12 protein-coding genes are annotated in these 16,510 nt (G+C 59.9%); 5 read left to right on the plus strand and 7 right to left on the minus strand.

All coding sequences use genetic code 11. The annotated features are described in order from the left end of the window. Window positions 1-104: 104 nt before the first annotated feature. On the minus strand, window positions 105-1,325 hold the full coding sequence (locus tag VNM72_04025) for a pilus assembly protein TadG-related protein (protein HXF04565.1): 1,221 nt from the start codon (window positions 1,323-1,325) through the stop codon (window positions 105-107). 278 nt (window positions 1,326-1,603) lie between these two features. Between VNM72_04025 and VNM72_04030 the strand changes: the two genes are divergently transcribed. From VNM72_04030 to glmS, 5 genes are all read left to right on the plus strand, one after another. Continuing rightward, window positions 1,604-3,349, plus strand: coding sequence for a DNA polymerase (locus tag VNM72_04030; protein ID HXF04566.1), 1,746 nt, complete (start codon window positions 1,604-1,606; stop codon window positions 3,347-3,349). Between the two features lie 255 nt (window positions 3,350-3,604). Continuing rightward, a complete protein-coding gene (locus tag VNM72_04035) occupies window positions 3,605-4,654 on the plus strand; it encodes a zinc-ribbon domain-containing protein (protein ID HXF04567.1) in 1,050 nt (349 codons plus the stop codon). A gap of 4 nt (window positions 4,655-4,658) precedes the next feature. Then, window positions 4,659-6,239, plus strand: a complete 1,581-nt coding sequence (locus tag VNM72_04040; GenBank protein ID HXF04568.1) for a SagB/ThcOx family dehydrogenase — start codon at window positions 4,659-4,661, stop codon at window positions 6,237-6,239. Window positions 6,240-6,385: 146 nt separating this feature from the next. Then, on the plus strand, window positions 6,386-7,789 hold the full coding sequence (glmU, locus tag VNM72_04045) for a bifunctional UDP-N-acetylglucosamine diphosphorylase/glucosamine-1-phosphate N-acetyltransferase GlmU (GenBank protein ID HXF04569.1): 1,404 nt from the start codon (window positions 6,386-6,388) through the stop codon (window positions 7,787-7,789). A gap of 76 nt (window positions 7,790-7,865) precedes the next feature. Continuing rightward, window positions 7,866-9,722 (plus strand): glutamine--fructose-6-phosphate transaminase (isomerizing), encoded by a 1,857-nt coding sequence (gene glmS, locus VNM72_04050; GenBank protein HXF04570.1) that lies wholly within the window; start codon window positions 7,866-7,868, stop codon window positions 9,720-9,722. A gap of 417 nt (window positions 9,723-10,139) precedes the next feature. Here the strand turns inward: glmS and VNM72_04055 are convergent, their stop codons facing one another. The 6 genes from VNM72_04055 to VNM72_04080 all read right to left on the minus strand — a co-directional run bounded on the left by VNM72_04055 (window position 10,140) and on the right by VNM72_04080 (window position 16,420). Continuing rightward, window positions 10,140-11,120, minus strand: a complete 981-nt coding sequence (locus VNM72_04055) for an aspartate carbamoyltransferase catalytic subunit (protein ID HXF04571.1) — start codon at window positions 11,118-11,120, stop codon at window positions 10,140-10,142. 5 nt (window positions 11,121-11,125) lie between these two features. Further along, window positions 11,126-11,692 carry a bifunctional pyr operon transcriptional regulator/uracil phosphoribosyltransferase PyrR gene (pyrR, locus tag VNM72_04060; protein ID HXF04572.1) on the minus strand — a complete coding sequence of 189 codons (567 nt, stop codon included), beginning with the start codon at window positions 11,690-11,692 and terminating at the stop codon, window positions 11,126-11,128. A gap of 125 nt (window positions 11,693-11,817) precedes the next feature. Next, window positions 11,818-12,537 (minus strand): DUF3108 domain-containing protein, encoded by a 720-nt coding sequence (locus VNM72_04065; GenBank protein HXF04573.1) that lies wholly within the window; start codon window positions 12,535-12,537, stop codon window positions 11,818-11,820. Between the two features lie 106 nt (window positions 12,538-12,643). Further along, a complete protein-coding gene (pnp, locus tag VNM72_04070) occupies window positions 12,644-14,797 on the minus strand; it encodes a polyribonucleotide nucleotidyltransferase (protein ID HXF04574.1) in 2,154 nt (717 codons plus the stop codon). Between the two features lie 203 nt (window positions 14,798-15,000). Beyond that, window positions 15,001-15,270 carry a 30S ribosomal protein S15 gene (gene rpsO / locus VNM72_04075; GenBank protein ID HXF04575.1) on the minus strand — a complete coding sequence of 90 codons (270 nt, stop codon included), beginning with the start codon at window positions 15,268-15,270 and terminating at the stop codon, window positions 15,001-15,003. A gap of 268 nt (window positions 15,271-15,538) precedes the next feature. Beyond that, window positions 15,539-16,420 carry a universal stress protein gene (locus VNM72_04080; GenBank protein HXF04576.1) on the minus strand — a complete coding sequence of 294 codons (882 nt, stop codon included), beginning with the start codon at window positions 16,418-16,420 and terminating at the stop codon, window positions 15,539-15,541. Between the last annotated feature and the right edge of the window lie 90 nt (window positions 16,421-16,510).

Here is a 16,510-nt window from a genome sequence, read left to right on the forward strand (position 1 = left end):
TGGACGTTAGGTCTACACCCTGGAACAATCACGCCGGGGAGCCTCTTGAACAATCGGAGAGGGGCCGGGAATTCACCCCTCTCCGGCTTCAAAGGAGGAATGAGCTACTGGAGAAATTCTGCCGGATTGACGAGTTCGACTGTCCCCAGCATTCGTCCCGCAGCGCCGGCCGTACTGCTCGATGTAGAGGTCGTACGGTCCGCCCGAATGGCCTTAGGCAAACGGCGATTGATGAAGACGCCGTAGACGCGGCTGCCGCTCACACTAGCGATGAAAAAGCTGCCGATATTGGCCACGCGAAATGTCGTGCGTCCATTGCCGGGAGGAGCAGTTGGATCAAACAGCGCGATCGGGACGATGCGCGGGCTCTCATTGGGCGGATAGCGATCGCTCCAGACGTACTTCCGACCGTTGGGACCCGTCACCAATCGGGCTCCAGGATCGAGGCTCATGAGGTAGTCAACCCCCTGCTTGGTCGGCCCGGTCATATTGCCGGTCTCGGTCGTGAGGATGTCGCCGACACGAATCGTTCCATCCCAGCCGTGACGAATGTTGTACTCATAGTTACTCGCGCCAGTTCCGCCCAATGCAACGGGGTAGAAATTCCCCGGTGAACCATCACCGGCATTGCCGCCGGCGCCGAGTTTCAACTCCACGAGCCGTCCGTCTACATCGCGAGGAGCAATAAATCCCGTAGGAGCGCCTCCGCTACAATCGGTAAAGGTGCTGGCATCCGTATCCGCCAGGTTCGGATCGTAGGGGGAACGATAGTAATCGGCTGCTTCAATTCCATTCCAGGTATGCAAATTAGGATTGAAGGGTCCATGATCGCCATCAAGCGGCGTCACACACTGGCTTCCGTGGGCGAATTGATCGGGGGCCGAGAACGGCCGCCAGCCTCCGCTGCCACCGACGACCGGGGCGGCCGTAGCGGCTGCTGCCACGCGAACCGGTACCGACCGCAACCCCACAATCATAGAGAAGAAGGTCCTGACGGGTCGGCGGATATCAATGAGGATGACATCCGGTTTAGGAAACGAGATTTCGTTCGTGGCCAGGATCACCGGCTGGCCGTCGGCACGGTTAGCCGCCGCATACTGCTTGGCCCAGCGCACGGCGGCTCCGTCTTCGGTGTAGTTGCCCGGCTGTGCCATGAGTCCCTGGGCGCCGGCGAGGGCCGCCGCATCGGCGGCGTTCTGAAGTTGATTGCGCACGACCATGAGGTAACCCACATCAACCGACAACGCTACCGCACCCAGAAAAGCAATGATGCCGGCAGTCACCAAGACGAAGATTGATCCTTTCTCCCGTTTGACACGTGTCATAGATGGCATCCTCCTGCGCCAGGAACTCTAGCATGATGGACGATCCATGCAATCGGGCAAGTGGCGTATTTTTCTCCGTCTCGATGCCCGATTTATCGGCAGATGGTGGGGGCTTCTCGGCGGTGCACCGTCACACATCCAAAGAGGCCGCACCTCTGCCACGACGGAGCCAACTATTTGGAACAGCCTTCTCCGTCGAGAAGATGAGTGGCCCGCTCGACCGAAACCATCTTAACCTCTGGAAACTCTGAGGGAATCAGGGTATCGTATTGCTTGCTGTGAACACGTACGAACTGGTCAACACCGGTGCCGATCTGGAGCGAATCAGCCGCGAACTGGCGACCCATCCGCATATCGGCGTGGACACCGAGACAACGGCGCTTGATCCCTATCGAGGCCAGATCCGACTCTTGCAACTGGCGACCCCGACCAAAGTGTATATCCTCGACCTGTTCAATCTGCCCGGCGACGCTCTGACCCCGATCAAGGATGTTTTGCAGGCCGATCGGCCGGTGAAGGTCCTCCACAATGCCAAGTTCGACGCCAAGATGCTCCTGCATCACTTTGGGATTGAGCTGGGGCGGCTGTTCGATACGATGCTGGCCTCGCAATTGATCGCTGCCGGAGATACGAGTCAGAAGCATAGTCTCGTTGAAGTCGTGCGGCGGTATCTGGGGCAAACGGTGGATAAGACGCAGCGCACGAGCGATTGGTCTCGGTTGGAGTTAACACCGGCTCAGCTCGCATATGCCGCCGAAGATGTAAGCGTGTTGCTCGCGCTCCGTCGGGTGATGGTGGAGAAACTCAAGCAACTCCGGTTGGTCGAAGCGGCCCGGCTGGAATTCGAGGCGGTCGTGCCCACGGCGGCGATGGAACTGGCGGGCATGCCGCTTGATCGCGAAGCCTGGCAGGCGCTGGTCAAGGACCTGGAGTCGCGACGGACAGTATTGGAGGATCGTTTGCAAGAACTCCTGGCTGAATTACTTCCCGCGACTGATCTCTTCGGTCGGGCCGAAATCAACTTCAACAGTCCGCCACAGGTTCTCGAGCTACTCCAGCGGCTGGGTCTGCCGGTGACGGGGACGACGGAAGCGGAACTTTTGCCCTTCAAAAATCATCCGATTGTGGCCACACTGCTGGAGTATCGCAGCGTGCAGAAGTTGCTCAGCACCTACGGCCGCAGCCTGCTCGATCATCTCCATCCGGTGACCGGACGCCTACACGGTGATTTTCACCAGATCGGGACGCCGACCGGGCGCTACAGTTGCAGCGATCCCAATCTTCAGCAAGTCCCCAACCTGCCCGAGGTGCGCCGCGCGTTCGCCGCCCCGCCGGGACGCATGCTCATCGTCGCCGATTACTCGCAGATTGAGTTGAGGATTCTGGCCGATTTCTCTCAGGACCAGCGGTTGCTGGAAGCTTTCTTGAACAACATTGACCTGCATCGTCTGACGGCGAGTTTGATGTTCAAAGTTCCGCTGGATGCCGTAACCAAGGAGCAACGGGCGATTGCCAAGACGATCAATTACGGATTGGCCTACGGCATGGGGGCAGCCGGCCTTGCGGCCCGCATTGAGACATCGGTGGCCGAAGCCGAGCGACTCATGGCCACCTACTTTGACATCTATCGCAAGGTCGCGGAATGGCTGCGGGCTGCCGGCGATACAGCAGTTGCTGTTGGTCACAGTCGTAGCCAGTCGGGCCGGTTGTGGAATTTCCGCTTCGATCCCTTTGATCGAGAGCAGGTGGCGACCATCCAACGGTTGGGTAAGAACGCGCCCATTCAAGGAACGAGCGCCGACATTCTCAAACGAGCGATGCGCCTCGTCCATGATGGGCTGAAACCCTATGACGCCCGAATCGTCAACTCCATCCACGACGAGATCGTCGTCGAAGTAGCCGCGTCTCAGGCCGAGGAGGCGGCCGCCGTCGTACGCCAGCAGATGGTGGCTGCCGGGCAAGAGTTCATCAAGACGGTCCCCGTGGAGGTGGATGTGACGATCTCCCCGGCCTGGCTCAAGTAGCGCGAACCTCCACGTCTGCGACAGAGTACACGCGCTACTTTCTTTGATGCCAGACGCAACAACATCAAAAAATCCGGAAGACCACGCGCAGACTGACGGATTCGCTGATGCCACCTGCTCATCAGCTTCTCTGCGCCCGATGCTCCGTGGATGATGGGGGGATGAGCGTATTCCGACAAAGCATCTCCTGCCGGTTCCTCTCCTCAGTGGGATCGTTTATGATATAGCCGTCGTATCTGACGGTAAGAGGATGTTATGAAGAGATGCCACAACTGCCAGGCCCCCGTTGGTGACGATTGGCGGTTTTGCCGTCATTGTGGAACTCCGCTTTTCGCAGTCGGGGCTGATGATGTTCCCACGCAGATCATCGAGCCGAAGCCGGACACGGTCGCCGACCGCAGTCGGCCTACCGGCCCGGCCTACGTCGGTCCCGAACCGGGTGTGACGTCCTTTCCAGTTCCCTCGCCGAAAAAGGGCAGACGACTCTGGATCGCAGGGATCGTGCTCGTTGGTCTTTTCGTCATAAGTCTCGGTGTGGGAGCGGGTCTTTTTTGGTTGCGGGAACGCCCGCGCCATCGCCCTGCCCTCATCGAACCTCCGGAGCCGCCGCAGCCGGTGGAAAGTCTTGTGGGAGACCAGCCCATCCTCAAACGCCTTGTTGATTTTCCTCCGGATGGAATCCTCACGGTGAAAAACATTAACGGTGGCATCGCGATTACGACCTGGGATGAAGCAAAAGCCCAGATCACGGCCCGCATCGAAGGGTCACTCTCACCGGGGCTCGTGCCGCCGATTTCGATCATTTCCCGCGGACGCGAGTTGATTGTCGAGACGCAACCGGAAAAGGGCGAGTCGCCTGAAATTCACTATGAGATCGTGCTCCCGCACGACGCCAACCTCCGCCGAGTGGTAACGGTCAACGGGACCATTCGAATCGAGGGCGTGCGCGGGCGCATTGATGCTGCCACCGTCAATGGAGGGATCGAACTTCTCGATGTCGGAGGCGATCTCTCGACGGAAACGGTCAACGGTGAAACGCGCGTGGAAGTTGCATCGGGCGCGACCGTGAAGCAGATCGCCGCCAAAACGCTCAACGGGGATATTCACATCACCCTCCCGGAACCGGCGTCGGCTGATCTTGTGCTTCAGACGATGCACGGCGAGATCGAGGCCGATCCGAGCTTCCCGCTGACGGTCACGAAAATCCCGCTCATCGGAGGGAAGAAGGCGGTGGGAAGGATCGGTGAGGGGAACGCCTCGATCAAAATCGAAACGGTCAACGGCACCATCACGCTTTCACGATAAGAAAATGGAATCATCTCCGTCGTCAACGCTCAACTGGCAAATCGAGACAGCCCGCCGGTATCACGAGGCGACCAAACACTCGTACTGGAGCGTTCGGCTGAGCGCGCACTTTCTCGATTGGGAGAATCAACCCTTCCCCTTCAAGGTCTATCGTGATCTGGAACCGCTTCTTCTGCCCCGAGACGTTCGCCCCACGGGCGTGTCGGCTCTTGAGGCTCTTCGGGCGGAAGCGGACGAAGGTACGTCCGCCGGACTCGATCAAACGGTCCGGTGTCCGGATCTAACGACGCTGGCCCACCTGCTCTTTTATTCCGCCGGTGTGACGAAGAAGAAGAGCTATCCGGGGGGAGAGATTTACTTTCGCGCGGCGGCGTGTGCGGGGGCGCTTTATCCGATTGAGGTCTATCTTGTCTGCGGTGAACTGCCCGGGCTGGAGGCCGGCGTCTATCATTTCAGCCCGCTTGACTTCGCCCTCCGGAGACTTCGAGCCGGCGATTACCGCTCGGTGCTCGTTGACGCAACAGCCGAAGAGCCCTCCGTTGCCCGCGCGCCAGTGATCGTCGTTTTGACGGCCATCACCTGGCGGAGTGCCTGGAAGTATCGTGATCGGTCCTATCGGTATCACTATTGGGATGCCGGAATGATTCTGGCCAATCTGGGCGCAACAGCACGGGCGCATCGCCTTCCCTACCGGATTGTTCTCGGATTTGCCGACCCGGTGGTGAATCATCTGCTCGGACTCGACGGGCAGCAGGAGAAGGCCCTGGCACTGGTGCCGATTGGTCGGGACTCCACTGCTGTCCCGGCTTCGGAGAGACCGGTCGTCTCCGATCTCTCGGCGGCCGTTATGCCTCTGTCACGGCAACAGGTGGATTACCCGCTGATTCGGGAGATGCACGAGGCATCATCGCTCCGGTCGCCGGAGGATGTGGCCGCCTGGCGAGAGGGAGATTTTTCTCCCCCGACGGCAGAGCCTCACCAATCGCTCCTTCCCCTTCAGCCGCTGGATCGGTCGAGCTTTCCCACCGAGGAACTGGAGTCGGTCATCATGCGACGCGCCTCAACTCGACGATTCGCCCACCGAGCGATCACCTGGAGGGAGCTGTCAACGATCCTCGCCCTGAGCACGGCGGCCATCCCCTGTGATTTTCTGCCCTCGCTGGCCTGGACGAATGACCTGTATCTGAGCGTTCACGCCGTCGAGACAATCCCACCGGGAGCCTATTATCTCCATAGGGACAGAAGCGCCGTTGAATGTCTTCGCGAAGGCAATTTTCGCCGGGACGCGCGCTATCTTTGTTTGGAGCAGGACCTGGGCGGTGACTCGAGCGCGACGATCTTTTTTCTCACGGATCTCTCGCGGATTCTTGAGCGATACGGGAACCGGGGCTATCGCATCGCTCAGCTCGAATCCGGACTCATCGGGGGGCGAATCTATCTGGCGGCCTACGCTCTCGGACGGGGAGCAACGGGATTGACCTTCTACGATGATGATGTCACCCACTTCTTCTCCCCTCACGCCGCCAACAAGAGCGCGCTCTTCGTCATGGCTGTGGGCGTGCCGGGGCGCATCGGATTGCGATGATTTGCTCCGGGAGCGAGCGTGTGATAATTTCCTCCGGTAAAGGTGAACGCTCCCGGTTGCACCCATTGCCTCTGGACCGGACAGCGTCTGATGGGCGCTGACGGGGAGCCTTTTTCATCTCGCATCAGGAAGGAGTGAATTCGGTTATGTCACCAACCATTGTGATTCTGGCGGCAGGGTTGGGGACGCGGATGCGGTCCCGCCGAGCCAAAGTGTTGCATCCGCTGGCCGGGCGTCCGATGATCTCCTATGTCGTGCGCACGGCTCTGGCGGCGAAGCCCTCGGAGGTGATCGTCATCATCGGCTATCAGGCTGATGAGGTTCGGGCTGCTGTCGAGCGCGAGGTTCAGCGGTGGGAGCGCGCTCAGGCAACGAGGCCGGAAGAGCGGCCGCAGATCGAATTCGTCCTCCAGCCGGAGCCGCAAGGCACGGGTCATGCCCTCATGGTTGCTCGTGATGCGCTGGCCCGTGGGGAGGGTCCGCTCGTCGTTTTGTCGGGCGATATGCCGCTCGTGCGGGCGGAGACAGTGACGGAACTCGTCGAATATCACCAGAAGGCGCGTCAGGTGGCAACAATCGTCACCATGCACCTGCCCGATCCGAGCGGCTATGGACGCATCCTCCGCACACCGGATGGCGACTTCGTCCGCATTGTGGAAGACCGCGACGCCAGCGAGGAAGAACGGGCGATCCAGGAGGTGAATTCCGGCCTCTATTGTTTCGACCGCAAGCCGCTCATCGGCTCACTGGATCGGCTGACGCCGGACAATCGCCAGGGCGAGTACTATCTCACCGATGTCCCCCTCATCCTCACGAGTTTGGGCTATCGCGTGGGGACGTGGGAGTGTCACGCGGCTGACCAACTGGTGGGCATCAACTCGCGCCGTGATCTGGCCGAGGTCGAAGCCCGTTTGCGGAAGGAGATCGCGCACCGCTGGCTGGAGAGCGGCGTCACACTTCATGACCCCGCGACGATCTATATTGATGACACCGTCGAGATCGGTCAGGATACGGTCATTTATCCCCACGTCATCCTCGAAGGAGAAACAGTCATTGGCCAGGAATGCACGATTCATTCCTGGACGCGCATCAGCAATTCCCGCGTCGGGGATCGCGTGACGATTCACAATAGTTCGGTCGTGATCGAGAGCCGCATCGGCGATGACGCGAGCATCGGCCCGTTCGCGCACCTGCGGGGCGAGGCCGAGATTGCCAATCAGGTCGTGATCGGCAATTTCGTCGAGGTGAAGAAATCGGTCGTGGGGCGAGGATCGAAGGCGCGTCATCTGGCCTATCTCGGCGATGCCACCATCGGCGAGCGCGTCAACATCGGAGCAGGAACGATCACCTGTAACTTCGATGGCAAGAGGAAGCATCGGACGATCATCGAGGACGACGTTCATATCGGCAGTGATACCATGCTGGTGGCTCCGGTGCGCGTCGGTCGCGGGGCGGTCACCGGAGCCGGCGCCGTCGTCATCCGCGACGTGCCGGAGAAGACGCTCGTCGTCGGCGTTCCCGCCGTGGAGAAGAAAAAAGTCGAGCCCTGACGACGCTCCTTATCGGCGAAAGAATCCGGAGAAGCTTGAGCACCATTGCGAGAGACTTTGGTCGTGAGGGGAAGCCATGTCGGGTATCATCGGGTATGTCGGGAATAGAGATATCGTCCCGTTGCTTTTGGGTGGACTGCGGCGATTAGAGTATCGAGGGTACGACTCCGCCGGGATCGCCGTCGGTGGTGGGGGGCGACTGGAGGTCCGACGCGCGGCAGGGAAACTGCGAAATCTCGAGGAGGTCGTGCGACTGCATCCGCTCGACGGCACCTACGGCATCGGTCATACCCGCTGGGCGACTCACGGCCGTCCGACCGAACAGAACGCTCACCCGCACTGCGATTGCACCGGGCGCATCGCCGTTGTGCACAACGGCATCATCGAAAACTATCTCACGCTGAAGAACACCCTGGCTGCCGAAGGCCACGTCTTCAAAACGGATACCGATACGGAAGTCATCGCCCATCTCATCGAGAAATACAGTGCCGACGGATCGCCGCTGGAGGCGGCGGTGCGACGAACCGTCCGCGAACTTGAGGGCATCTTCGCCCTCGTCATCATCTCCGCCGATCTGCCGGACACACTGATTGTCGTGCGGGAGGGATCACCCGTGGTGATCGGCGTCGGGCGCGATGAATATTTCGTCGCGTCGGATGCTCCGGCCATACTCTACCACACGCGGGATGTGGTTTTTTTGGGCGATCATCATCTGGGCGTCATCACTCGCGAGGGCGTGCGCATCAGCGACTTCGACGGGAACACGGTGACGCTGCCGGTCGAGCGCATCGGCTGGGATCCGATTTCAGTGGAAAAGGGAGGATTCCCCCACTTCATGCTCAAGGAGATTTTCGAGCAGCCTCGCGCCGTTCGCGAGACGCTCGCGCGCTACATCTCTTCGGATCGGCGGAGCGTCGTGCTGGATGACCTCGATGTGTCAGAAGATCACCTGCGACAGCTCCGGAGCATTCGCCTGGTGGCCTGCGGCGGGAGCTGGCATGCAGCCCTCTGCGGCAAGTTCATGATCGAAGCACTGGCGCGCATCCCCGTGGAGGTGGATTATTCGAGCGAATTTCGCTATCGCGATCCGATCCTGGACGATCGCACGCTGGTTCTCGCCGTGAGTCAGTCGGGGGAGACGGCCGATACCCTGGCCGCCGTCCGGGAAGCTCGAGGAAAAGGAGCGCGCGTACTGGCCATCTGCAATGTTCGTGGCTCGACCATCACGCGCGAAGTGGACGGGACGATCTACACCTACGCCGGACCGGAAATCGGCGTCGCCTCCACCAAGGCGTTCACCACCCAGCTTGTCGCGCTGCTGCTGTTCTCGCTCTCTCTGGGACGGCTCCGGGAGGAAATCAGCCACGAACACGCCCAACGCCTCCTCGCGGCTCTCTTGACCGTCCCCTCGCATCTCGAACGATTGTTGACCAAGGATGATCGTATCATGGCACTCGCCCGCGAGTTCTTCCGCGCCTCAGGATTCTTCTTTCTCGGTCGCGGGATCAATTACCCCATCGCCCTCGAAGGAGCCCTGAAGTTGAAGGAGTTGAGTTATGTTTATGCCGAAGGCTATCCGGCGGGCGAGATGAAGCACGGTCCTAATGCTCTCATTGACGAACATCTCCCGGTCGTCGCCATCAATCCTCGTGATCCCGAGTCCACCGCTTCGCGCGTGCTCTATGAGAAGACGCTCGCCAACATCGTTGAAGTGAAAGCACGCGATGGGATCGTCATCGGGGTTGTGAGCGAGGGCGATGAGGACGTCCGTCAAGTCGCCGACCGCATCATCGAAATCCCGACGGTGCCGCACCTCCTCCTGCCCATCCTGGCGATCGTTCCCCTGCAACTTTTGGCCTATCATATCGCGGTGTTGCGCGGCTGCGATGTGGATCAGCCGAGAAACCTGGCCAAGTCAGTGACGGTGGAATAACCTCCTTACGAAAGCCACCACGAGCGGACGCGGATGAACGCGGGTCGTCTCATCAATCCGCGTTGATCTGAGGTGAGATTCTCATCGTTTCTGGGCGACAGGCTGCGTTCCGCGAATAATTCTCCCGAAAAATGCCACAGATCGCACAATCTCTCAGCGATTGGTCTGTCCCAGTGAAAATCGGTGAAATCTGTGGCCTCCTCCGGAGATCGTGACGGATTTGCGCAGATGAGAAGCCTTCTCCTTGCTCCTTCGCGACGATCGGTGGGGAAATTCTCGCGGGAATCACTCATGAACCGGACGTTCGCCATGAACGAGGAAAATCTGAGAGCGCCCGTGGGGAGCCCGCTCACCGAGCACGCCGGAGGCGTGCGCTCCCAAGGGATTTTCAAGGGAGGAACTCAGGGTCTGGGTCCCTTACGGGGAAGGCGTTTTCTTCTCGCCTCCGATCAGGAGATAGAGAACGGCCATGCGCACGGCCACACCGTAGGCGACCTGATCGAGGATGAGCGAGGCGGGACCGTCGGCCACTTCGGAGGAGATTTCGACGCCCCGATTGATCGGCCCCGGATGAAGGATGATGACATCCTCCTTGGCCAGCCGGAGGCGTTCCGGCGTCAGACCGAAGCGAACGGCATATTCTTTGAGCGAGGGGAAGAAACATTCCTGCTGCCGCTCTCGCTGAATGCGCAGTGCCATAACGACATCGGCTCCCTCGAGGGCTTCCTCCAGGCGGGGGGTGACCGTCAATCCTTCCTCGACCAATCGCTCATAGGCGGGAGGGATGAGCGTCAACGGTCCGGTGACGAAGACGCGCGCTCCCAGTTTCGTCAGCAGGTAGGTATTGGAGCGAGCGACACGACTATGCAGGATGTCGCCGACGATGGCTACCTTCAGTCCCGCGATCCTCCCCTTGCGCTGACGGATGGTGAAGGCATCGAGCAACGCTTGCGTGGGGTGTTCGTGAGCCCCATCGCCGGCATTGATGACGGGAATGGCCAACCGCTCGGCCAGTTGATGGGGCACGCCCGCGCTCTGGTGACGAATGATGAGGGCATCGGGAGCCATGGCTTCGAGCGTGCGGGCCGTATCAATGAGCGTTTCCCCCTTGACCACGCTGCTTGTGGCCACCGAAATGGTCACGGTGTCGGCCGACAATCGCTTGGCCGCAATCTCGAAACTCGTGCGCGTGCGGGTCGAGGGCTCAAAAAACAGATGCACCACCGTCTTGCCCCGCAAAGTGGGAACCTTCTTGATCTCGCGGAGCGAGACCTCGTGAAACGCTTCTGCCGTATCGAGAATGAGGGTGATCTCCTCGGGCGTCAGCTCCCGAATTCCCAGCAAATCCTTATGGCGAAAGGTGGGAACGGGATCAGGAGAAACCGGTCTGTCTCCCATCGCAGTCACCTCTCACCGATGAAGCCGTGTTTCTCCCCCTGCCGGACGAGCACGACCTGATCCACGCCGTCAGATTCCGCGAGCATGACATGCACGATGTCGCCTTTCTCGGTCGTGATCGTTTTCCCCACATAATCGGGGCAGATGGGCAATTCGCGGTGCCCCCGATCTACGAGCACGACCAGTCGCACCCGCTGGGGTCGCCCGTAGTCCATCAGATGATCCAAAGCGGCACGAATCGTCCGTCCGGTGTAGAGAACATCATCCACCAGGATGACGGTTCGATCTGTGATGTCAAGCGGCAGGTCCGTTTTCTTAACGATCGGATGGGGAGCAATGCGACTCAGATCATCCCGATAGAACGTGATGTCCAGAGCCCCGACCGGGACATGAACTCCATGCGACTCGGCCATTTTTCGAGCGAGCCGTTCGGCCAGAGGAACGCCCCGTGTGCGAATACCGAGCAGGATGATCTCGTCGTTTCGGGGATGATCAGCGATGATCCGCGATGCCAGCCGGGAAATGACCCGACGAATATCGGTCGCCGTCATGAGGATGGTTTTCTCTTTCACTGTCCCACCTGCAGTCCTCCGACGATGTCGCGCAACCTTTCGCGCCGGCGCGGGTGGAGATCGAAATATCTCCGCTCTTTTTGTCGCACGGTGAACATCTGTCCGATCCCCTATGGGGAAACGGGTCACCGACTCTCCCCGGCAACCGTTGAGATATCTGTTAGCTCGGCGCGAACGTCTCCGTATTCGAGGCGACCGCTGATGCGGACGGGCAGCCTCCGGTCATCACGCGACAGCCACATTCGGAGGCGATAGGCATCGCTCACCTGACCCGGTGTGTCTTCAATCATGAGGATCACCTCGGTCGCCTCAAAACGTCCCGCCGGGACCGTCACCTCCGTCGTTTGCGCCGCACGGACGTGGACGAAAAAGCGATCCTTCCCGTGAAGAACCGGCAGGCGATAGCTCTTGCCCTCGGTCAGATCGAGCGTGCGCAGGTAGTAAAGGAGAGCCACGAGATCGCGCGTCTCCGGATGGATCGGCACGGTTCGACCGGGACTCAACCGGGCCAGCCGTCTTTTTCCATCCAGAAAGGTGACGCGCTCGGTTTTTCGTTTCCCCTCGCGGATGAACAGTTCCGTGCGATAAGGAAGAAGGGTCGCCGGATCCACATAGGAAGCGAACCGATCTTCGACCAGGAAGAAGACCTTGACCAGGCCGACGGATTCGGCAGTCAACGTCAGGTGCAGTCCCTCGCGATTAAAAAACCGTCCGCGTTGTTTGATTTCGGTCGTGAGCTGACCGGCTGTCAGGAAGTTCGCCCAGGAGACCGAGTAACTCAGCTTCTCACCGATCGGCAGAATGATGCGTGAGTCTCCTGTCACCTCCGGCGGAAAATGGCTCACCCTCCCGGAAGTGCGACAGAGACTCCCGACTCCAAGCCCGGGGCCGAGCAGGAACAGGCTCACAATCGCAGTGCCGATGGACCTGATCACCGGTGCCGCCCGCACACTAGCGCCGAGATCGTCGCGCCCGATCATCCACCCGACGCCGGGGAGCTTGCTCGTGACGCTCGCGCTCGTCCTTGAGCAGCGCCTTGCGGCTGAGGCGAATCTTCCCCTGACCATCGTTGGCGATGCATTTCACCTTGATGATCTGACCTTCTTTGAGGACATCCCGAATATCTTTCACCCGATAGTCAGCGACCTCCGAGATATGGAGCAGGGCTTCCGTTCCCGGAGTGATCTCCACGAAGGCGCCGAATTCGGTGAGGCGGGAGACCTTCCCCATGTAGACCTTCCCCACCTCGATCTCCATGGTGAGGTCCTTGATCATCTGAATGGCCTGATCGGCGGCCTCCTTATTAGTAGAGGCAATATGGACCTGGCCGTCCTCCAGAATATCAATCTTGCAGCCGGTCTTATCAACGATGCCGCGAATGACCTTCCCGCTCGGCCCGATAACGTCCCGAATCTTCTCCGGCGGAATCTGAATGGTGAAGATGCGAGGCGCGTAGGGGCTGATGTCGGGACGCGGCTGAGCGATGGTTTGCTCGAGTTTGTCGAGGATGATCATGCGGGCCTCTTTGGCCTGCTCCAGCGCCTGGTACATGATCTCGGCATCCACGCCGCTGATCTTAATATCCATCTGCAAAGCGGTGATGCCCTGGCGCGTTCCCGCGACTTTGAAATCCATATCGCCGAAGTGGTCTTCTGCTCCAGCGATGTCGGTGAGAATGGCATAGCTGTCATTCTCCATGACCAGGCCCATGGCAATGCCGCCCACATGCGCCTTAATGGGGACGCCTGCATCCATGAGCGCGAGACTCCCTCCGCAAACCGTCGCCATCGAGGAGGATCCATTGGATTCTGTGATCTCGGAGACGACGCGAATGATGTACGGCCAGACGTCCTCGGAGGGAAGGACGGGATCAAGGGCGCGATGCGCCAGGGCCCCGTGTCCGATCTCCCGTCGGCCCGGTGCCCCCAAACGAGCGACCTCGCCCACGGAGAAGGGGGGGAAATTGTAATTGAGCATGAACCGGCGCTGGACCTCGCCCTGTTCGAGATCATCCAGGTATTGAATATCTTCACGCGTCCCCAGGGTCGTCGTGACGAGCGCCTGGGTCTCGCCCCGCGTGAACAGGGCACTGCCGTGAGTTCGGGGCAGGACCCCGACTTCGCATTCAATCGGACGAATCTCGGTGAAACGCCGACCATCAGGCCGACGCCGGAGGTTCAAGATGCTGTCGCGGAAGATTCGCTCCTGAAGATACTCCAGCGCCCGCACCGCCATCTGCCGTTTCTCCGGCTGATCTTCCGGGAAGCTCTCGATGACGCGCTTCGTCAAGTCCTCGACGGCCCGCTGGCTTTCCCGTTTGGTCTTGGTGCTGACATCGAGCGCCTGTCGCAGTTCCGCCGACCAGCGGTCTTCGACTATTTGCAGAACCTCCTGGTCCAGCGGCGTGACCGTCACTTCCCGTTTCGTGATGCCGAGCTTTTCGCCAAGCTCCCGTTGCCAGGCGCACACTTTCCGAATCTCGTTATGGGCGAAGACCAGAGCCTCGACAATGACCTCTTCCGACACCTCTTTGGCTCCGGCCTCGACCATCACGATTGCGTCTTCGGTTCCGGCGACGACCAGATTGAGCAACGATTGACGCATCTGTTCGTACGTCGGATTGAGCACGTAGCGATTGTCAACCAATCCGACGCGCACGCCGGCCACCGGTCGGTCAAACGGGATGTCGGAGAAATAGAGGGCCGCCGACGCTCCGGTAATGCCCAGAATGTCGGGCTCATTCTCCATATCCGCCGAGACAACCATGGCGATGATCTGCGTCTCGCAGGTAAACCCCTTGGGGAAGAGTGGCCGCAAGGGCCGATCAATCAACCGGCTGGTGAGGATCTCTTTTTCAGTGGGTTTGCCCTCCCGCCGGAAGTAATTGCCGGGGATGCGCCCGGCGGCATAATTATTCTCCCGGTAATCCACCGTGAGCGGGAGAAAATCAACTCCCGCGCGGGGCTCCCGCTGAGCCACAGCCGTGACCAGAACCATCGAATCGCCATAGCTGATGAGAACCGCTCCATCGGCCTGCTTGGCGATGCGTCCGGTTTCAATCTTGAGCTGTCGGCCTCCTAATTCTAATGCCTCTCGTAATACCATACTTTGTGTGTCCTTCTCTCAATGTGGAATAAATGTGACAAAGCCACGACCTACTGTGCGGAGCGGTCGTGGCCTCATCCTAACGTCCTGAGCCGAATGACGAAAAGTTGAGTCTGACGCAACCCTTGCTTGCCCGTGACCGTTGTCACCAGGCTGAGAACATCCGTGCGTTCCTTTCCGCGTCGTTACGGTCGTAATCAACCCTACCTTCGTAAGCCCAAACGGTCAATCAATTGGAAGTACCGCTGGCTATCAACGCGCTTTAAGTAATTGAGAAGTCGCCGTCGCTTGCTCACCAGCTTCAATAGTCCCCGCCGCGAGTGATGATCCTTCTTATGCGTCTTAAAGTGCTCGGTCAATTGAGCAATCCGCTCGGTCAAAAGAGCCACCTGTACTTCCGGCGAACCGGTATCGGTCTCATGGACCTTGTATTTATCAATCAATTCACGCTTGAGTTGGCTGGTCAATGCCACTGTTGGTGCTGCCTCCCACGGACTCAAATTTTTCATCCTGCTCAGGTTAGGAAACATTAGCACAGACCGGAGCAGATGTAAAGCTCCCACCCGTCAGCCCGCGCCGACCCCCACCCCCTTGAAGATCCGAACAAAGAGGGCAAAATTCCCCACACGCTTTTGGTCGGAAGGCAGACTACGATGCATCGGGGAGCCAGCGAAAGAACGCCGGTTTTGGAGCCTGTGTTTTTTCGCCGACGAGAAAAAGGCGGCGCGCCCCCTCCCGAACTCACTGCTTCGCCGGAGCGGGACGAATCACCGTCAGGACGGGGACGGGAGAATGCCGGGTCACGCGCACCGTCGTCGTTCCAATGACGGTGGCATCGAAGAATCGTCGGTGCTGAGCACCGAGCACGATGAGATCGCAGCCGAGCGACTCGGCCGTGGTGATGATCTGCTGAGCGGCATCGCCCTGGCGCACCATCTCCTGAAGCTGGCAGCGAGCGCGCACATCCGGGGGGACCCAGCCACAGAGCCTCTCGCGCGCGGTCTCTTCGGCCCCTACGGAGTCCGCCGATTCGAGAACGTGGAGAACGAACAGCTCGGCTCCAAAACACTGAGCGACGGCAGCCGCGTGACGGAGCGCGACCTCCGCCACGTCGGTAAAATTCACCGGACAGAGCACGCGCCGCACCGGAAGCGGTGCCCCGATCGTCGCTCCCGGTCGCGGACGGACGGTCAGCACAGGGCGACTTGTCTCTCGCAACACGCGTTCGGTGACCGATCCCAGCATGAGTCGCCCGACGCCACTCCGCCCATGCGTCCCCATGACGATGAGATCCACCGGCTCCCGCTCGGCCGTGGTAACAATAGCCGAAACCGGATGATCCTCGACGACCCGCGTCTCCACCTCCACCGTTTCGCCCACCTGCTCGCGCACATACCGCTGCAGATGCTCCCGCGCCGCCTGACGGGATCGGTCCATCGCCCGGGTGACATCAGCTAACTGTTCCATCGTGAAGTAGGGCGGAGGCAGAAACGGATCGGCGTAAATCACCAACAGTCGTGCGCCAAAGCAAGCGGCGACATCCCGTCCGTAGCGGAGCGCCGCCGTCGCTAGCTCGCTGAAGTCGGTGGGACAAAGAATCAGGCGCGGCTGAAATGTCTCCATGAGCATTCCTCCTGTATCGAGCGGATTATACCGAATTTCGTCCTCGCGGGGCCCCTCGCGGTAGGGGAGAATGCGAGCGGACCCCTCTCA

It is taken from the genome of Blastocatellia bacterium (assembly GCA_035573895.1).
In the GTDB taxonomy this organism is placed as follows: domain Bacteria; phylum Acidobacteriota; class Blastocatellia; order HR10; family HR10; genus DATLZR01.